This is a genomic window from Candidatus Neomarinimicrobiota bacterium (assembly GCA_016784545.1).
Taxonomy (GTDB): domain Bacteria; phylum Fidelibacterota; class UBA8477; order UBA8477; family JABMPR01; genus JABMPR01.
In genome coordinates this window covers 74,239-94,493 of sequence record JADHUM010000001.1, presented here as the reverse complement: position 1 = coordinate 94,493, position 20,255 = coordinate 74,239, and the positions used below count along the sequence as shown (strand labels likewise).

The window sequence follows — 20,255 nt, the reverse complement described above, 5'->3', positions numbered from 1 at the left end:
TAATTATGTGTGGAATTGTTTGTGTTTTTGATTTGCAAGTGGACGCCAAAAAACTGCGACCCAAAGTGTTGAGGATGTCAAAAAAGGTGCGACATCGTGGTCCCGACTGGTCTGGCATTTATTGTGGTGATCATGCTGTGATGAGCCATGAGCGTCTGGCTATTGTGGACCCGATTTCAGGCGGGCAACCCCTCTATAATGAGGAAAAATCACTTGTCCTGGCTGTCAATGGTGAAATTTATAATCATGAAGAGTTACGGGAGCAATGTCAGGGTTATCACTTTCAGACCCATTCCGATTGTGAAATTATTCTAGCACTTTACGAGAAAAAAGGTGTGGACTTCCTGGATGAGCTAAATGGGATTTTCGCTTTTGCTTTACATGATGCAATAAACAACACCTATCTGATTGCCCGCGACCATATGGGGATCATTCCCCTGTATATGGGCTGGGATGAGAGCGGTCAATTTTATGTGGCCTCTGAGCTGAAATCATTGGAAGGGGTCTGTAACAAGATCGAAGTTTTTCCTCCAGGACATTATCTTTCCAGTACAGATGGCCAGTTGAGGAAATGGTATCAGCGGGACTGGTCAGACTACAAGGCTGTTGAGCGAGAAGATAGTAATACTTCGGAGTTAAGAGATGCGCTGGAAGCGGCGGTGCATAGACAACTCATGTCCGATGTACCCTATGGTGTGCTGCTATCAGGGGGACTTGATTCTTCTATTATATCTGCAGTAGCCAAAAAATATGCTGAATTCAGAGTCGAGGAACATGATAAAGAGAAGGCCTGGTGGCCACGACTACACTCCTTTGCAGTGGGACTGGAAGGTTCTCCAGATCTGGCTGCTGCGCGAAAGGTGGCTAAACATATAGATACAGTTCATCATGAAATTCTCTTTACCATACAGGAGGGTATGGATGCCCTCCATGATGTGATCTATCATCTCGAAACCTATGATGTTACCACGGTGAGGGCCTCAACACCCATGTATCTATTAGCCCGGGCAATTAAGGCCATGGGGATCAAGATGGTACTCTCTGGAGAAGGCGCTGATGAAATTTTTGGCGGGTATCTTTATTTCCACAAAGCTCCAAGTGCTGAGGCTTTCCATGAAGAGACCATTCGAAAACTTGGGAAACTCCATCTGTATGATTGTCTCAGAGCGAATAAATCGCTGGCAGCCTGGGGCATTGAAGGACGCGTGCCCTTCCTTGATAAGGAGTTTATGGATGTGGCTATGCGTTTGAACCCTGAAGACAAAATGATCAGCGGGGAACGTATCGAAAAATGGATATTGAGAAAGGCATTCGAAGATTATTTACCTGCAAGTGTGGCCTGGAGGCAGAAAGAACAATTTTCTGATGGTGTGGGGTACAGCTGGATTGATAGTTTAAAAGCCCTGGTTGAGAAGGAAGTTAGCGATCAAAAAATGGCCAAGGCTAAATTCAAATTTCCCATCAATACACCCAAGAGTAAGGAAGAGTATTACTATAGACGGATTTTTGCCGAGCATTTCCCCTCAGATTCAGCGGCTAAATGTGTGCCTTCTGTTCCTTCAGTGGCTTGTAGCACACCGGAAGCCCTGGTCTGGGATGCATCATTTCAGAATATGAATGATCCTTCAGGCCGGGCAGTAAAAGCAGTGCATGATGATGCTTATGAATAAGCAATCCTGCGTTCCAGTATTACAAAATGACAAGGTGACAGACGCGCAGACGGACTCAGGATAAATTCTAGCCACAACGAACTACCACTCACAGATTGATATTACCCTCAAACCGGAATGATTGGTACCTGTGGCAGCAAGAATTATTTTTTTGCATCAATAATTCTAATTATTCAATAAGAGGGATAACTATGAAGTCTTACAGCTCACTCATCACTATGATCGTGCTGATCATTTCGTTTTCAGCTTGCAGTCACACGACTCTCACAACTGATAATTTAGAGGGTCGTGACAATATTCTCGAATATAGGAATAATCTTGAAGATAGTCTGATTCTGGAGTTGCCTCAGATTCCAAGACTTTGTGATGCCATGGATATTGAGAAACGCTATGTGGATATTGGTGACTGCAAACTTTATTGTGAAATCGAGGGTACAGGCACACCCATGGTGTTGATCAATGGCGGGCCAGGAGATTCCCACCACATCTTTCACCCCTGGCTTTCAGCCGCTTCAAAGGATTTCCAGGTTATCTATTATGATCAGAGGGGTTGTGGGCTGTCAGATTATGAACCGGGACCAGGATATTCATTTGAGCAGGCAGTGGATGATCTGGAGCAATTGCGTCTTGCCCTCCATATCGACAAATGGATTCTGGTTGGACACTCCTTTGGGGGTGGTCTGGCCCAATATTATACCATCAAGCATCCAGAAAATGTGATTGGGCAGGTTCTGGTAGCCTCCATCCCAATGGTCGATCGGGATGAATTCCGTGGGGGCCGGGGCGAAAAGTACTACACAAAAAATGAAGCAGAGAAAATTAATGAATTACGCAACATGGCCATTGCCAGAGAGATCAGTATGCCTCAATATCTGATCAACCGGGATCTTAATGGGGGCTGGAAACGTCAGTATTACTATAAGCCTTCCCGTGAAAGGATTGCACAGAATGCACTTTACGATTTTATTGCAGATCCTGCATATGCATCAGATTGGGCGGTATATGATTTTGAAAATGTCTTTATTGAATGTCCAGTTCCCACCCTGGTTTTTGAAGGCAAGTATGATGTCGTCTGGGAATTTGACCGCCCCGCCATCATGGCCGAGTTTCATCCCCATGCCAGAATTGTGGTTTTTGAAACTTCAGGTCACAATATTTACGCTGATGAACCCACCCGCTTTGTGGATGAAATTAAAGCCTGGTTTAGAACAGCAACATCTCCCATGGGTCCACAATTGGAAAAGTGGACAACATCAGTTGAAGCGCTTATCGGTGAGCGTGTGATTTTGATCGCCAGTAGTAAAGAATTTATAGCTCTGATCAAAGAGTCCGGTGTTGGTCCAGCAATGGAGTATTATCAACAAGCCAAATCCGACAATCCGGAGCTTCAAATATTTTTTGAAGCTCCCATGAATGCTCTGGGTTATGAATACCTTTTTGCAGATAAAATTGGTGAGTCTCTTGAAATCTTCAACTTGAACATACTCGAGTATCCCAAATCATGGAATACACATGACAGTTATGGGGAGGCATTGTTGACTGCTGGGAAGAAAAAACTGGCAGCAGAACATTATCAAATATCAATTGAACTTAACCCTGAGAATGAAAACGGTAAAAATGTTCTGAAACACATTTCACAGGCTGATCAGTCAAGCTCGGAATGATGGGTTAATTCAGTTAAAAGTTGTCTCAATCCATAATGGGGATGATAACCTAATATCCTTTTGGTTTCTGATATATCGCGGGTGTCGGGTTTTAGGCTAGGGTCTAACCCCCAAGAGGTTAGCAGTTCTGAAAACGGGGCATAATATTTCAAAAAACTGCTCCCAGGACCATCAGCATCCCAGTTTGAAAGTTCTGTTGCCGGGTAATCTGGTTCTCTGTCCACGGTAAGAGTAGGATGATCTTGATAGGCATCACTACTCAGGAGATCAACACTGAGCATCACAGCCTGAGCGACATCATCAATATGAACAGCTCCAGGCCAGAATCGTTTTACCCACTCTTGAAAATCGCTATATACATCCTGATTCCAGTGAGGGATGAAGGCACGTGGCCTGAGGGTGACTGTCTGCAGATTGTGTTCCTCATGGAAGTGTTTTACGGCATCTTCAGATAGTCGTTTGGTAAAGCCATAATACCCGGACAGTTTCGTGATACTGCTACTGGAAATGTGTATAAGCTTTGTGACTTGCTGAATCAGACATGCTTGTAGAAGGTTATAGGTACCGTTCACATTGAGATCCCAGAAATCCCGGGGCGTTTTTAAACCTCTCGCTTCGTGAATCCCGTGCCATGCGGCAATGTGAATTACAAGATCACAGCCAACCAAGGCATCTTCTATATGGGAAATATCCAGGAGTGATCCCTGGCGAAAATATTCAGTCCCAATCTCAGGTGCCCGAATATCAAAAATAATGGGGGAGTGACAGCCTGCAGTTAGAAGGGGCAATAATGTTTGCCCTAAATCCCCAGATCCACCTGTTAATAGAATTTTCATCATCTTTTCCAGTCTTAAAAGTTCAGATTACAATTTGTAGCTTAGGAGGTGTCTGGGAAAGCAATTCTTCCTTTTGGAATCAGTATTTTTTGCTTTACCTATCAGGATGTGGTGGGACGAAGACTTTAGCCTGGATGATGATAACGTCAAAACCTACTCCTTGAAGGAGATGGTCAGGGGTGTTTATCCATTTATAAAACCGTACAACAGGACCTTCATTTTTGCATTGATTGGGTTGTTCATGCTGCACTCTTTGCAGGGTGTGGCAGGGGAGAAGTCCACTTTCATGATTCCTATTCTAAGTCAAACCAGAACCTCCATTCAGGAGATCAAATTGACTGAAATCGGTGAATTTGGCTTGTTAAGAATTCCCCGCCCAGGCATTCCAGCCCACTTGCATACTGGTATTGATATTCGTAGACCTGGTAAAAATTATGAGAATGAGCCCATCTTTCCCATCTATGCAGGTGAAGTGATCAGTATCAGAGATGATGGCCCCTTTGCTCAAATCATTCTTTCGCATGAGGTGCCAGGTGAAGAACCCTTCTGGACCGTTTATGAACATATCGCTGGAATTCAGGTTGATCTGAATGATTCAGTCCATACAGGTTCTCAAATTGCACGCTTTATGAGCCTTGAGGAATTAAATACCTGGGGCTGGCAGTTTGATCATTTTCATCTGGAGATTCTTAAACAGGAACCAATTAAACTTGAGGCCAGTGAACGGCATCCCAGACGCTTATTCACAACCTTTGCTCTAACCTGCTATTCAGAAGCAGAACTCAATCGGCGCTATTCAGATCCAATCCATATTTTCCGGCTAAAATTATCCCAGTAATCTCAATATCCAGATCCATCCACCATTCAATTGTCTCAATTTAATTATAACCTAAAATTGAATATTCTATAGTCAGGCAGGGATATTTGTTGTCTTGTTTGCGGGTCGGATTACTTTTTACGAATAATAAGCAGTAAATATTTTTAATGGTTTTGGGGGTTCATTCATCATTCGACTTGTGAAGTCAAGCCTGCCATTGTTTGTCACGACAGAGAGATACAAGTATATCTTTAATTTGTCACATTTTAAGGAAAAAAAGAAATGAAACGCTATCTAGTGCTGGTGCTGGTTGTATTGTTATGGTCATCCTGTTCTAAAGAGGAGGCTGACTCACAAGCTCCCGCTTCCACACCTTCAAGTGAAACGACTGAGGCTGAGGCTAGTTTTTATCAGGAGGAAGTCACTCCAGAAGAAGTCAAGTTGGTGGAAGGGCAGGATATTGAACCTGTGAACCTAAAGGCGCTTCTCATTTCAACCCCTGGGAAAAGAATTGCCACAGATGCCCATATTGTGGTTTCCTTCAGGGAAGCTGTTGTACCAAAATATAAAGTTGGCAGCATTCTTTCAGATAACCCCTTCACATTTTCTCCTGATATAAAAGGTGTCGCTCGTTGGATAAACAGACGTGAGATACACTTCATCCCTGACGAAGATCTAAAGGCCGGAGCCAGCTATTCTGGGAGCATTTCCGGTAAATTGTTGGTGGGATCAACGCAGAGCACAGATGAGCTAACGTTCAAATTTAGTACTGCAGAACAAGAAGTGCTTGGGTTTGCCGGGGATTTCGAAGCAGGTGATCAGGGTGGTAATATTGTCCGTTTAAGAGGAACTTTGAGTTTTGCACAACCCGTTGATCTGGAAAAAATCACACGAGATTTGAAGTGTGTTTCAAGAAATAAGAGTTTGAATCTGAATCTGGAACTCTCTTCTGACGCCAATGCCAACAGCATTGTGGTCATTACTGATGATATTCAAAGAGATGCTGAGGGTCGAACCTTTGAATTTAGATTGCCCTCCAGATATACTGCCGATGATCGAGAATGGAAGTACACAGCATTTCTGTCAAGTCTTGATGTTTTTAGGGTAATCACCCGGATGGAGGGTGATGTTTCTGATAATGGAAATCTCTCCTATATCTTTCGCTTTAGTGATCGCATCAAAAAGGATGTCGATTTATCGGGCTTTGTATCCGTTGAGCCTGATGTTGAATTTCAGGTTCGGATAAAACGAAAAAGCCTCATTGTTGAAGGTGAGTTTGAGGCTGGACGGCAGTATACCATTACTCTGGCCAAGGGATTGCCATCGGCGTTCGAACCCAAGCTGGATGAAGACTATGCTGCTTCAGTTCGTTTTAACAATTTAAAGCCAAGTGTAGAATGGCTTTCTGAAGGCATTTATTTGCCACCGGACAACAATTACAAGCTTCAGTTCAAATCTGTAAATGTAAAAGCTCTTAATTTGAAAATCTTTAGAGTTCACTCCCAGAACCTGGGCTTTTTTGTTCAGAAAAATGCATTACAAGACTTGGAAAAAAATGATAATACCCGCTATCGCAGTGATCGATATCAGGATAAGGATCGTGTAGGTGAGGTCATTCATACTGAGACCATCGAAATTACCGACCAAAGAAATCAATGGGTAAATTCTGAGCTTGATTTGAGTGAACTTTTCAAAGACCAGAAAAATGCTGTTTTCATGGTGGATGTAAGGTTTGACAAAAATGATCTGGTAGGAAGTCCCACGACTTCCCGGAATAACATTGGGGAGCAGTATCTTTACTACGAATCGGGGAATTATTATGACGATCCCACACGGGATGGATTCTATTACAGTAATGGAAACCTGAGTAAAATTCTCATCTCAACCAATGTAGGCCTCATGCTTAAAACTTCTGATGACGGCTACGATATCACAGCAATTGACTTGATTAATGCCACACCTCTCAAGGGGATGGAATTGAATATGGTCAATTATCAGAATCGCATTCTGGAAACCGGACGCACCGATGGTGATGGTGTGATTCACTTCACCCAAAAGGGTCACTATATCTTTGGTGAAACACCGGAAGGGATCGCCATTTTACGGGTGGATCATACCCCCTGGAACCTCACCAGCTTTGATGTGGGAGGCCGAACCCAGCGTAAAGGTGGAACGGATGTCTTTTCCTATACAGATCGTGGTGTCCATCGACCAGGCGATGTTATTCATCTCTCAGCCATCATCCGCATGAAGAGCAAATCACCCCCAGCGAGCATGCCGGTTCTGTTAAAAGTAACCAACCCTTTGGGGCAGCTTGTGAGTGAAAACCGCAGAGAATGTGGTACCAATGGTCTGGTTGACTTCCCAATTCAGACCAATAGTGATGATGTTACTGGAGATTGGCAGGCTGAGCTAACAGTCGGCGCTCAGAAATTTACCCATACGATGAAAGTGGAAATGGTTAAACCTGTCCGTCTGAAAACCGCAATTGATGTCGCTGAAGAAATTCACTTTCCAGTCAGATATCTTAAGGCAGGGGTGGATTCCCGTTATCTCTTTGGGGCTCCGGCAGCTATGCTGAAACTGAAAGCTGTTGCTCAGTTGAGAGACAAGAAAATTCAAATCAAGGGCTATGAATCCTTCACATTTGATAACCCAATCGTTGAGTATCGAGGACAGGACCTGGATATTTATGATGGTCGACTGGATAGTAATGGACATGCATCAATTAATTATCGCCTTCCAGATCTAAGTAAGGTGAATTCTGCCCTTGATGTTTTCACGAAAACCACAGTCTATGAAAAGGGTGGAAATTTTCAGGAGAGTCGCGCCCACACTACAATTTATCCTTTCGAACATTATGCAGGATTTAAAAATATCTTCAAGAGACGCTCTGTTAAAAAGAATGAAGAACATAAAATCCCCATTGCCATTGTTGATCCTGAAGGGAACGCCGTTCCGAACCAGAGAATGCGGGTACGTGTTTATGTGAATCGTCACTACTGGTGGTGGCACTATGATAGAAACAATCGACAGGATTTCCGAGAACGCGCCAGCACCTATCTGGTGAGTGAGAAAACCTATTCCAGCATTGATGGTGTGATTGAACATACCATGAGTGTTGAAGACTGGGGTCGTCATTATTTTGAAGTAACAGATCTGAATAGTGGCCACAGCTCCGGATTTTTCTTCTACGCTTCCTCCTGGGGTTCAAGAGGATCTGGTGAAGAGGGTAGCTTTGAAAATCATTTAGCTCTGAACTTGAACCGCGAGGTCTTTCAGCCCGGTGATGACATTGAAGTCTCTTTTGAATCTCCAGAGCAGGGGATGGCTTTACTAAGTATTGAACAGGGAAATCAGATTCTTCATCGTGAATGGAAACTACTGGAATCTTCACGGACCTCCTTCACTGTTGAAGCAACAGAAGCCATGTTACCCAATGTCTATGCCAGTGTCAGCTTGATTCAACCCCACGGTTACACCGGAAATGATTTACCCCTGCGCATGTTTGGCGTTATCCCTGTCAAGGTTGAGCAGGCCAGCTCGCATCTGGCTCTGGAGTTAACAGCGCCAGAAGAACTCAAGCCACAGGAAAGTTTTTCAGTACAGATCACCTCCCATGCTGAAAAACCGGCAAGTTATACCATTGCAATTGTGGATGAGGGACTGCTCAGTCTCACTAATTTCAAAACACCAAGACCCTGGGATCATTTTTTCGAGAAACTGGGTCTGTCTGTCAGAACCACCGACAACTTGAATCAAATCATTGGTGCGCTTTTCCCAGATATCGATAAATACTTCTCCATTGGTGGCGGTATGGATGCGGAGATGATGAAAAAGCGAGCAGATGATAAAGACAGTAAACGTTTTAAGCCAGTCGCCATGTTTAAGGGTCCCATTGAAATTGCTCCAGGTGCAACCCAGGAATTGAATTTCGACATGCCCAATTATGTGGGTGAGGTTCGCATCATGGTGGTTGGGACTTCTGAAAACAGCTATAATCATATTGAAGAGTGGGTAAAAGTCAAGCAACCCCTGATGATCCTGAGCACCTTGCCTCGGGTTCTAAGACCCAACGATACTTTTACCCTCCCCGTTTCTGTTTTTGCAAATGACAGCGCAATCAAGGATGCTAAAATCAGCGTGAAAACATCAAGTAATATCAAAGTCCTGGGGTTAGCCGAGAAGTCAGTAAGTTTCAAACGACCAGGTGAAAAGGATGTGACCTTTAACTTGAAAGTTGAACAGGGTATTGGCACAGATACGATCTATGTCTATGGAGTTGCAGGTGATTTTAAAGCGCATAGTGTGACCTATATGCCAGTAACCACCCCGAATCCATTTATCACCGAGGTGGATGAAAAGACGCTGGAAGGTGGTTCGAAAATCAGCTTTACGGCCGAGAAATTCGGGTTGGTGGGTAGCAATCATGCCCGACTTGGAATCACACGTATTCCTGATATTCAGCTGAATCGCAGATTGAATTACCTGATCAGATACCCCTATGGTTGTATTGAGCAAACCACTTCTTCAGTTTTCCCCCAACTCTTTCTGCCATATCTCCTGGATTTGGATCCACACCGCGAGCAGATGATTTCCAGGACCATCAATGCAGGTATTGAACGGCTCTCCATGTTCAAGAATAGAGGGGGCTTTTCATATTGGCCTGGTGGTTCAAATTCATCTGCCTGGGGTACGAACTACGCCGGACATTTCCTCATTGAGGCCAAGGCTCTGGGCTATCATGTTCCAGATCATTTATACAAACACTGGATAAAAACAGCCAAGAAGAATGCCCGGGATATCAGTAAAAAGAATCTTCGGGTAGCTGCCTATAGACTCTTCCTGCTGGCTTTAGCTGGTGAGGCCAATGATGGCGGTATGAATCTTATGAGAGAAAACTATAGCAATGATCTGGATGATCTGTCCAGAAAACTGCTGGCGACAGCCTATCATCTGGCTGGACAGAAGGCTATTGCCAGGGAAGTCGATCAGGCTACTTATCGTTTTAATAGTGTCCGGGAGACAGGGTATAGTTACGGCTCCTCGCTCAGGGATATGGCATTTTCAGCCTATCTGGCCATAAAGATGGAGGATATGAACACAGCAGCAAAACTGGTTAAGGATGTCGTGGAAAAATTCGATCAGAGGGGCTGGTACTCAACCCAGGAGACAGCCATATCCTTGCTGGCTTATGGTTCATTCTACAAATCGAATAGTCTGGATGCATCAGACGTCAATTTCTCTATACAATATGGAGATGCTGAACCTGAAAAGATGACATTGAAAACATCTCAGACCATTCTTGCCCTTGATGAGCATTGGGGTCAGAAAGTTACCATCGAATCGGACTCAAAGAATCTGCTCTTCCTGACGCTCTACACGGAAGGGATTCCTCTGGATAACAGAATTGAAACGAGCTTTGCTGGCATTAATCTTTCTCGACAATTTTATGACGAGAAAGGAAATCCAAAGCAGGTGAAAACCGTACGTCAGGGTCAGGCATTCTGGGTGGTATACAAGGTAAATAGTCGTGAATCAAAAACACTCGAAGAAGTTGCACTGACTTCCATTATACCATCTGGATGGGAAATTGTTAATCTCAGATTGACAGGTGAGCAACCCCCGCAGTGGGTCGCCAACATGAACTTGTCAGAGGGCGAATATATGGACATTCGTGATGATCGGGTCAACTGGTTCTTTGATCTGAACGGGCGCAGGGAACAACGGTTTGGTGTCAAAATCAATCCTACTTTCAAGGGAGAATTCTGGTTGCCACCAGTATCTGTTGAAACCATGTATTCACCTGAATATTATGCACGCATAATGGGAGAAGAGGTTCAAGTAAGATAGGATTTTCAATCTGAAAACTGATAGACTGGGGGTCGTATTACAGTTTTTGGGGGTGAAACCATTCAGTATTGCCCGTCTGATCAGTCTGGCGGGCATACTGCTTCTGCTCTGGCTTTTAGTTCCTCCGGGTGAATTATTTCCAGATAGGTACTCCACCCTTGTCTTTGATCAAAACCATGAGTTGCTTCGCTTTACCCTGGCTGAAGATGATCAATACCGGGCACCCTACCTGGATAAGGCGCTTCCGGAAAAATACATACAAGCCTTGATAACCTGGGAGGACAAACGATTTTTCTGGCATCCTGGTATTGATCCTGTTGCCCTGGGCAGGGCTTTTCTCTCAAACCTGACATCTGGGCGTCGCGTAAGTGGGGGTAGCACAATTCCCATGCAGGTAGCCCGCTTATCCTCCCCGAAGTCCAGAACCTACTTCCACAAATTTCAGGAGCTCTTTAGCGCGGTCAAGATCACACTTCATTATAGCAAGGCCGAGGTGCTTCAGCTATATGCATCCCAGGTCCCAATGGGGGGGAATATTGTCGGTTTAAACACAGCGGCGCATTGCTATTTCGAGAAACCCTCCAGCGAATTGACCTGGTCTGAAGCCTGCCTGTTTGCCCTGCTCCCCAATGCCCCATCCATGCTAAACCTGAGTAAACAACGACCCCTGCTGCTGCAAAAACGCAATAGGCTGCTGGAACGTTTGTACGACCAGGGTCATATGGATCAAGCCACTCTAAAATTAGCACAGGCAGAACCTTTGCCTGGCACCCAGATCAAGTTACCCTTTAAAGCCCCCCATTTTTCTGAGCAAGTATTGAAGCTTCATTCAGGAAATATGGTGCAGACTACTCTCCACATGTCCATGCAAAATATGGTGAGTTCAATTTCAGATATTCATCATCGTAATCTAAAAACGAGAGGGATTCATAATCTGGCGATTCTCGTTGCAGAGACGTCTACAGGAGCAGTCCGTGCCTATGTTGGCTCACAGAACTTTTTTGACAATGCCTTTTCCGGGCAGGTAGATGGGATTCAGGCAACACGGAGTACAGGGAGTTTGCTCAAGCCATTTCTGGTTGCCAAGGCACTGGATCGCGGACCCTTCACCATGCAATCACAAATTCAGGACGTCCCCACCTTTTTTGGAACCTTCAGCCCCCAAAATGCTTCCAAGACTTTTTCTGGAATGGTAACCCTGGATGAGATGCTGATTCGCTCATTGAATATTCCCTCAGTGAGATTATTGAATACCATCGGTATCTCGGATATGTATGAAATATTTAAAGACATGGGTCTGCGTGGTCTCTTTCGAAGTGCCGAAGGGTATGGCCTGGCCTTGATCCTGGGGGGAGCTGAAGCATCATTATACGAACTGGTCCAGGCCTATGTTGATCTTGGAAATATGGGGAAACCGATTGATCTGTTCATTCTCCCAAAAGAGCGCGAATCAATAAGGGAAAGATCCTTCAGCGCTGGTGCTTGTTATCAGGTGCTCATGACCCTACAGAATCTGACCAGACCAGGGAGTGATTTTTACTGGAAAAATTTCAGCTATCAAACACCTGTCAGCTGGAAGACAGGTACCAGCTATGGACAAAAAGATGCCTGGGCAATCGGAACGACACCAGAGTACACGGTGGGTGTGTGGGTGGGCAACTTTGATGGTGAAGGAAATGTTGAACTGGGTGGTGCCCAGTCCGCCGGCCCTGTCCTGTTTGATGTCATTAATGCCATATCAGATCCTTCGGGTGTAGCGCCCTTTGAAAAACCGGAAATGGGTCTTCGATTTATTGAAATCTGCAAGCAAAGCGGCTATCCACCGAATTCAGATTGCCCTGACCGTGTCATGGCCGAAGTACCCATGGGGAGTCATCAAAGTGGTTTGTGTCCCTATCATAAATCTTTCATCGTTGAAGCAAAAACAGGGGAAGCGTTATGCTCACAATGCTGGACGCGTTTGGAACGGGAGAAAAAGGTTTTGTATGTTGAGCCTCCTGCAGTTCAGAAAGTTTTACGCAGTATTGGGCATAGCTTTATCGTGCCACCCATGCACAGGGCCGACTGTGAAGCCATTCGATCAACAGAAGAATTGAAAATTATCTATCCCATACACAATGTGCGGGTCTTTGTCCCACGCAATTTCGATGGGAGTTATGAATCCATCGTTCTGGAAGCCATCCACCCCATGAGCAATGCTCACCTTTTCTGGCTGCTTGATCAGGAGCTTCTTGGAGAAACAGATTCATTGCATACCCTGGCTGTTGATCTGTCAGCAGGAGAGCATTTTCTGACGATTATGGATGAACAAGGCATGAGCAAGACCATTCGCTTTGAGGCATTCAGAAACTAAATCCGGGCAAAATCGCACATCCTTTTTCTCTTTGCTCGACTCAGATTTAATTATTTGAATTCATAAGAATCTGTGCTTCTCTTTTTCAATGATCCTTATTACCTACTAGCATGTGGTGGGACGAAGACTTTAGCCTGGATGATGACAATGCCAAAACCTACTCCCTTAAGGAGATGGTCAGGGGTGTTTATCCGTTTATAAGACCCTATAGCAGGACCTTCTTTTTTGCGTTGGTCTGGGCCCTTGTGGGTGTCATCCTGGTTTTATTTCAACCCATTATCCTGAAACATATTATTGATTCGGATATCCCCAGTAAAAATTTTATAGCCCTGGCCTGGTCGGCTGGCTTGTATCTCTTCACCATGATTCTTTCAGCCATCGTGGGATTCTACAGCAATTGGATGGCCCAAAAGGCAGGCATATTTGCCGTAAATGATTTGAAGGTTTCACTTTTTTCCCACGCCCTGAAATTGGGGTTGCCCTTTGCTGAGTCTACTTCCACGGGGCAATTGGTAAGCCGAATAGAGTCTGATCCCCAGCGAATCATAGCCGTGACATCTACCATGGCTCAACGTCTGCTCATGTCTTTTGGGATGATCATCGGAGCCTTTATTATCCTGGCCTCAGTAGACATGCGGTTTTTGATCATCACGCTGGCAATTTTTCCGTTGGTCATTTTTATTGCCTGGTTTTCGTTTCGATATTTCAGACCCTATTTCCGTAAGGACAGATCAAATTTTTCAAAGATGTTGGGTGTGCTCAGCGAGTTTGTGAGATCGGCAAGCATCCTCCAGGTCTTTGACCGGACCGATTGGGCCATTGGACGAGTTCGCAAATCCACAGAAGAATTTAACAGTTTCAGTATCAAAATGAATTTTATCAATTATGGCATCTTTCAAGGTCTGGGCTTCATGGAAGTTGGAGCCACTGTGATCGTGCTCATGTTGGGAGTCAAATGGGTGAATGATGGGAGTCTGACCATCGGTGCGCTTGTCCTGTTTGCCCAGTACATCGCCCAGATTTATTGGCCCATATTTATGTTCACTGAGCAGATCTCTCAACTCCAATCTGCAGGTGGTGCTGCCGATCGAATTTTTTCCACGCTGGAAGACAAGCCCTATATCGAGACCCAGGCAGAGCCAGTTGATTTACCTTTTGAAATTGAGAGTATCGTATTTGAGAATGTCAGTTTTGGCTATTCTGATGACATCATGATTATCAAAGATATGAGCTTTGAGATAAAGGGTGGTGATCAGGTTGCTTTTGTGGGACCAACCGGTGGCGGAAAATCGACGATTATCAACCTCATCTGTCGCTTCAGGGATCCACAGGCAGGTCGTATTTTACTAAATGGAATTGATATCCGTGAATTTGATGTAGCAGATTATCGACGCCGTTTTGGGCTGGTACTCCAGGATCTGTTTCTGTTTCCGGCTCCCATTGAAGAAAACCTGAGGGCTTTCCGTTCTGAGGTGACGCGACAGGACCTGGAAGCAGCAGCCAATCTCACAGATATACATGCCAGTATTCTCACTCGTTCAGAGGGATATAAAACCGTTCTCAAGGAAAGTGGTGAAGGCTTTTCCTATGGCCAGAGACAGTTGATTGCCTTTGCGCGTGCTCTGGCGGTCAAACCCCAAGTGCTGGTGCTGGATGAAGCAACATCTTCAGTTGATCCAGGCACAGAACTACGGATTCAGGCCACCATGAAAAAACTTACAGAAGGCAGGACTTCCTTTATAGTGGCCCATCGCCTTAGTACCATTCGTCGAGCGACATCAATCATTTTTGTCAGGGATGGAGCGATTATTGAATCTGGAAATCATGATGAGCTGATACGGCAACGCGGCGCATATTTTGACCTGCTGTCCCACGTGGATCCTGAGAAGGAAATGCTATAATGGCTCTCCTCAGCGCCACAAAACACGTCCTGGGCTGGTTTGCCCCCTACTGGAGGCGACGTTGGAAGGGAATTAGCTGGGTTATGCTCATCACGGTTGTGAGTATTGCTCTCAGTACGGCCTACCCAATCATTTTTAAGTACGTCATAGACGCCTTGTCAGCCGGTGGCGAGACTGGGGATGTGCAGTTCTATGTGTGGATCATTTTATTGGTTGGACTTGCCCGAACCCTCACCCGTTGGATACTGCCCTCATCGCGATATATCATGAATCTGGTTTTGGGTTTGGATATCAAACTCTTCCATTTCGAGAATCTCCTTCGCAAAGATCCTGCTTTTTTTAACGAATACCGATCAGGTGATATTATCACCAGATTTTCTGATGATATTGACGGTGATGTGAAGCTGGCCTGGTTTGGAAATTCAGGTATTATGCGGCCTATAGAAGCTGGATTTACCCTGCTGTTTTCCATTGGTGTCATGATGACACTTCATTGGAAGTTGACCCTGCTTGCAATTTCTCCTTTACCTCTCATTGTCTGGGCCATGAGCAAGACTGAGCATTTACAACACGAAGCCTATAAGAAGCGTCAGCAGACCATTTCTCAAACCAACAATATCCTGGAAAGCGCTTTTTCGGGTATCAGGATTGTCATCGGGTTTGTCATGGAGCAAGCCCAGGAGCACCTCTTCAAAACCAATATGGTGGATCGCAAGAACGCTGAGGAGCGCGTGGTTTATATACGATCCTTTCTGGAAAGCCTGGGGAGTCTTATAAATCAGGTCGGTTTGGTCGTCATCCTGTTTCTTGGTGGATACTATGTCATCCATGACGAAATCACCCTGGGCACCTTTTACGCGTTTATTGCTTATATGGCGGGTATTACTGAACCCATTTGGACCATTTCCTGGTTTTTTGTTTCCTTAAAGATGGCTGAATCTTCGGTGGATCGTCTGGAAGAGATTGAAAAATTTGAAAATAAACCCGAGCATGATAACGTGGTTGAATTGCCCATTAAACGGCTCACAATCAACAATCTGCATTTTCGATTCGCTGGTGAAGAGGTGGATATCATCAAATCGCTAGACTTTTCAGCCAATCCTGGCGAAAAAATAGGGGTTGTGGGGGAAGTTGGTTCTGGAAAAACTATCCTGCTGAAATTGATCTCCGGTTGGTTTGTCCCTTCAGGAGGTAGTGTGGAAGTCAACGATCTTCGTATTGATGACCTCAGCGATGCATCGAGGGCTCAGATCATTGGATATGTACCTCAGGACATCGAGTTGTTCAGTGGTACGGTGACTGATAATATCAGCATGGGACGTGAATCCATCAAAAGTCTGGAGTCGATTACTCAATCAGCAGTGATTGGAGGAGAGCTTGATCTGGATAAGGTCCTGGAACAGGGCGGTGTGGGTTTAAGTGGGGGACAACGGGCTCGGGTAGCTCTGGCTCGTGCTTTTTATGGGAATACCTCCATTTATATCTTTGACGATGTGACCTCAGCCTTGGATCTTAATACTGAAAAAATTCTGTGGCGAAATATCAACACTGATTATTCAGAAGCACTTTTTCTGGTTGCAACCCATCGTGAAGCAACCGCCGCCGAAATGGACCGGGTCATTTGGGTCAAGGATGGCCAGATTCATCATGAGGGTCAGCACGCCGACCTGCTGCGTCTGCATCCCGAGTACCGCTCTCTCTTTGCCCACGATTAAGGTTAAACTAAATCATATTGCCCTTTAACATGTCTAGCGATTCTACAATCGCCTGCCGTGCTAAATTGGCGTCTCCTTAGAAACCGACTTGTAGAAATCCATCAAAACTCTAGATTAGAGCTTCTGTCTACAAGATGCCATTACAAGCGAGGGGACAATTCAGTGAATCGGAAATTGAAACTCTATCTCTTTACAGCAATACTCTTTTGTTGCATTAGCGGGTGCTCTGAAAACCAGGGGACATCGAAGGTGGATCAACCCAGCACGGTGAAACCACCTGTACAGAAAACGTTGTTCTATACGGATATCGAACATCCCGATCTACACAAAGCTGATAAGTCAAAAGAAGAAGTGGAGTCTGAAACCGCCATTGAGGAAGTGGAACCAGATTCCTCAAAAGAGGAGAATACACAATCCTCCTGTATCCAAACCCGTAGATGTGTCCCCGAAGATTATCCAACGATCATGTCCGCCATTGCGGCAGCTGACGAGGGTGATACTGTCCTGATTGCACCTGGGGATTATCATGAGAATATCACCATAAATGGTCCCCAATCAATTACGGTGGGCTCAAGATATCTCATTTCTAAGGATGGCGAGGATATTTATAGCACAAGAATTATCGGAGATGGTTCCACATCAGTCATTTCCATTATGAAAACTGAACTCAGCCCGGTTGCTATTGTTGGCCTGACGGTCCAGGGTGGCGCTGCAAGATACGGCGGTGGCTTTCATATTGTTGAGTCAAATCCCCATTTGTCCAATCTGATTATTGCCAGGAATAAATGCAGAACTGGCGGCGGAGGTGGTATTTATTGTTTTAAATCCTCCATTCTTTTGGAGAACAGCCTCCTGTATGGAAATTATTCCGCTGATGTTGGTGGTGGATATTATGGCAAAGAAAAATCTCAGTCTATCCTTCGTAATGTCATTTTCATGGAAAATGTCGGTACTACACTGGGCGGGGCAGCCTATCTCCGGAATTGGTCGGATACTGTTTTTGAGGATGTACTCTTTATCAAGAACAGATGTCTAAGAGGATCAGCACTGGCCCTAAAGTATGAATCAAAGGCGCTTGCCAGTCACTGTCTCTTTATCAACCCAGGCAAATCATTTGAGAGTGTTGTTTATTCAGGAAAACAATCGAGTACCATCCTGCTTCAGAGTACGGTTGAAATGCCCTTTACCGGCTATACTTCGACCAAGCTACCATTCACAGATGTAGAGGCTGGTTTCACCTCAATGTACAACTCCGTGATTGGCACCGGGCGGGTCCAACCTGATTCCGTCAGGGCGTACAGCTATGAGAGCCTACTGCGGGATGGTAGGATGCACATCAAGTTGCATGCTCTAAGCTCCTACATAGAACCGGGGTTTTACCAGCCAGGTCGTGTTGCCGAGGCAATTAAAAGTTTATTTATTGATAAAGCTGCTGTGAAAGAATTATCCTCAGATACCAATAGCTTGGTACTTTTAGAACAGCTTGACTTGATCAAGCAGGAGTTGGAGAACCGGGGGAGTTCTCCAGATGACAGCGATGTACAAGCGGCGTTGGATTATCGTTAATCCCTTTATAAATGATAAAAAAACCACCCCTATTGACAGAGGTGGCTTTGTTAATCCAAATGAAGGGGAGAAGTCTTTAGGAACAGACAGTCTCCAACAAAATGGCACAAACTTCATACGGATCCATATTGGCTGAAGGACGACGATCCTCCAGATAACCCTTGCCATCTTTCACGGTTTGAAGCGGAATTCTAATGGATGCGCCACGGTCGCTCACGCCATAACGGAACTCGTGAATGGAACAAGTCTCATGCAGACCTGTGAGGCGCTCTTCATTATGAGCACCATAAACCGCAATATGCTCTTCATGTTTTTTAGCTAATTTTTTACAGGCTGCTTCCACCACATCATATCCACCAGTTTCACGCATGGCTTTGGTGCTGAAATTGGTATGGGCACCTGCTCCATTCCAATCACCCTTAACCGGTTTTGGATGAATGCTGGCATTGACACCATATTCTTCAGCTATACGATAGAGCAACCAACGGGCAATCCACAACTGATCGCCACTCTCCAGAGGTCCCAATGGTCCAATCTGGAATTCCCACTGACCAGGCATCACTTCAGCATTAACACCAGAAATACCAATGCCAGCACGAAGACAGGCTTCCATGTGATCTTCTACTATATCGCGACCAAAAACTTCATCAGCACCGACACCACAATAAAAAGGTCCCTGTGGAGCGGGGTAACCGCCATCAGGCCAGCCCAGAGGGGCGCGACCCTGAAAAAAAGTGTATTCCTGTTCAATTCCAAACCAGGATTCTTCGACTTCGTATTTTTTAGCTATTTCAACGAGGTGATCACGTTTGTTCGATTCGTGAGACTTTCCATCGGGGTAGGCCACTGCATTCATGACGAGAATATGATCGCCTCCGCGTATGGGGTCTGGATAGAAGGAAACCGGGTGCAATGAGCGATCGCTATCATGCCCCACAGCCTGATTGGTACTGGAGCCATCAAAGCCCCATTCTGGAATCTGGTCTAGTGATGTGATGGGTCCCTCAATAATTTTTGTTTTTGAACGAAGCTTGGATGTGGGTTTATGCCCATCAATCCAGATATATTCAGCTTTAATTTTTGCCACGAGAAAGACTCCTTACTGGAACGATTGATTTTTTGGTATCCCTGAGTATCATGACAGACAATTAACAAGCATATCAGTCAATTGTCAATAAATATTTAAGATGTTACAGGATATTGTTTAAATAATTAAAGTAAATATGGGGAAATGGTCAGAATAGTTCAGAATTGTCGAGGTCTATGCTATTAGCGTCTGGAGATCAATTGCAGTACTTTCTTTATAGGTAGATAGAACCAGGTTGGATTGTGTGCGATTAACTCCTGGCCAATTCTGGATTTCATACAGTAGATCTTCCAGGGCCTGTGAATTTCTGGCCCTGACCTTGAGAATGTGGGAGCCACCTCCGATGATGGAGTGACACTCAAGAACTGATTTCGAGCTGGCAGCTTTTTCAACAAATTTGTCATAGTGATCGGAGTGTTCACTGACAATAAAGACGAAGGCCGTGAGGTCTAGCCCCGCTTTTTTATGATCCAGTACTGTTGAATAACCCTTAATGAGGCCTTTTTCTGTGAGTTTTTTAATCCGCTCGCCAATTGCGGGGATTGAGAGTTGTACAACCCTGGCGATTTCGCTGGCTGTGGCGCGTCCGTTTTCCTGAAGTAATTCCAATATCTGGATATCGCGATCGTCTATCATATTAATCTCCTGAAATATTTTAAGTGCGGAGCAATATATCCTAAAATATTATTGAATTAAGGGAATAAGAAAGACAAATAGCTAAAAATCTCATCTTTTTACTTATAGTGATACACCGCAGAAAAGCATATTAAAGGCCTTGTTTTTAATCCTGGGA

At 44.8% G+C, this 20,255-nt stretch carries 11 protein-coding genes; 8 read left to right on the top strand and 3 right to left on the bottom strand.

Annotation, left to right across the window (positions count from 1 at the left end):
* Window positions 1-5: 5 nt before the first annotated feature.
* Together asnB and ISR87_00375 are read left to right on the top strand one after the other, a co-directional pair.
* Window positions 6-1,670, top strand: a complete 1,665-nt coding sequence (gene asnB / locus ISR87_00380; protein ID MBL7023880.1) for an asparagine synthase B — start codon at window positions 6-8, stop codon at window positions 1,668-1,670.
* Window positions 1,671-1,861: 191 nt separating this feature from the next.
* A complete protein-coding gene (locus ISR87_00375) occupies window positions 1,862-3,334 on the top strand; it encodes an alpha/beta hydrolase (protein ID MBL7023879.1) in 1,473 nt (490 codons plus the stop codon).
* On the opposite strand, the gene ISR87_00370 is transcribed toward ISR87_00375, so the two are convergent.
* Window positions 3,316-4,173 carry an NAD(P)-dependent oxidoreductase gene (locus ISR87_00370; protein ID MBL7023878.1) on the bottom strand — a complete coding sequence of 286 codons (858 nt, stop codon included), beginning with the start codon at window positions 4,171-4,173 and terminating at the stop codon, window positions 3,316-3,318. The genes ISR87_00375 and ISR87_00370 overlap by 19 nt on opposite strands.
* Window positions 4,174-4,243: 70 nt before the next feature.
* Here ISR87_00370 and ISR87_00365 point away from each other — a divergent pair, with 70 nt between their 5' ends.
* The 6 genes from ISR87_00365 (at window position 4,244) to ISR87_00340 (ending at window position 18,375) form a co-directional block, all read left to right on the top strand.
* Window positions 4,244-5,008 carry a peptidoglycan DD-metalloendopeptidase family protein gene (locus ISR87_00365; GenBank protein ID MBL7023877.1) on the top strand — a complete coding sequence of 255 codons (765 nt, stop codon included), beginning with the start codon at window positions 4,244-4,246 and terminating at the stop codon, window positions 5,006-5,008.
* 261 nt (window positions 5,009-5,269) lie between these two features.
* Entirely contained in the window at window positions 5,270-10,840 is a 5,571-nt protein-coding gene (locus tag ISR87_00360; protein ID MBL7023876.1) for a hypothetical protein, read from the top strand.
* A gap of 52 nt (window positions 10,841-10,892) precedes the next feature.
* The gene (gene pbpC / locus ISR87_00355; GenBank protein MBL7023875.1) at window positions 10,893-13,193 is read left to right on the top strand and encodes a penicillin-binding protein 1C; all 2,301 of its coding nucleotides are present in this window, start codon (window positions 10,893-10,895) and stop codon (window positions 13,191-13,193) included.
* A gap of 110 nt (window positions 13,194-13,303) precedes the next feature.
* Window positions 13,304-15,094 carry an ABC transporter ATP-binding protein gene (locus tag ISR87_00350; protein ID MBL7023874.1) on the top strand — a complete coding sequence of 597 codons (1,791 nt, stop codon included), beginning with the start codon at window positions 13,304-13,306 and terminating at the stop codon, window positions 15,092-15,094.
* Window positions 15,094-16,809 carry an ABC transporter ATP-binding protein gene (locus tag ISR87_00345; protein MBL7023873.1) on the top strand — a complete coding sequence of 572 codons (1,716 nt, stop codon included), beginning with the start codon at window positions 15,094-15,096 and terminating at the stop codon, window positions 16,807-16,809. Before ISR87_00350 ends, ISR87_00345 begins: the two co-directional genes overlap by 1 nt.
* A gap of 162 nt (window positions 16,810-16,971) precedes the next feature.
* A complete protein-coding gene (locus ISR87_00340; GenBank protein MBL7023872.1) occupies window positions 16,972-18,375 on the top strand; it encodes a right-handed parallel beta-helix repeat-containing protein in 1,404 nt (467 codons plus the stop codon).
* 76 nt (window positions 18,376-18,451) lie between these two features.
* Here ISR87_00340 and ISR87_00335 read toward each other — a convergent pair whose 3' ends face one another.
* Window positions 18,452-19,462 (bottom strand): glutamine synthetase beta-grasp domain-containing protein, encoded by a 1,011-nt coding sequence (locus ISR87_00335; GenBank protein MBL7023871.1) that lies wholly within the window; start codon window positions 19,460-19,462, stop codon window positions 18,452-18,454.
* A 174-nt stretch (window positions 19,463-19,636) separates the two neighbouring features.
* Window positions 19,637-20,098: an Lrp/AsnC family transcriptional regulator gene (locus ISR87_00330; GenBank protein ID MBL7023870.1), complete on the bottom strand. Its 462-nt coding sequence runs from the start codon at window positions 20,096-20,098 to the stop codon at window positions 19,637-19,639.
* Window positions 20,099-20,255 lie beyond the last annotated feature (157 nt).

Excerpts from the sequence above, each read along its gene's own strand:
- ISR87_00330 (MBL7023870.1), bottom strand. The coding sequence starts at position 20,098 with ATGATAGACGATCGCGATATCCAGATATTGGAATTACTTCAGGAAAAC.
- ISR87_00370 (MBL7023878.1), bottom strand. The coding sequence starts at position 4,173 with ATGATGAAAATTCTATTAACAGGTGGATCTGGGGATTTAGGGCAAACA.
- ISR87_00350 (MBL7023874.1), top strand. The coding sequence starts at position 13,304 with ATGTGGTGGGACGAAGACTTTAGCCTGGATGATGACAATGCCAAAACC.
- ISR87_00360 (MBL7023876.1), top strand. The coding sequence starts at position 5,270 with ATGAAACGCTATCTAGTGCTGGTGCTGGTTGTATTGTTATGGTCATCC.
- ISR87_00375 (MBL7023879.1), top strand. The coding sequence starts at position 1,862 with ATGAAGTCTTACAGCTCACTCATCACTATGATCGTGCTGATCATTTCG.
- ISR87_00345 (MBL7023873.1), top strand. The coding sequence starts at position 15,094 with ATGGCTCTCCTCAGCGCCACAAAACACGTCCTGGGCTGGTTTGCCCCC.
- asnB (MBL7023880.1), top strand. The coding sequence starts at position 6 with ATGTGTGGAATTGTTTGTGTTTTTGATTTGCAAGTGGACGCCAAAAAA.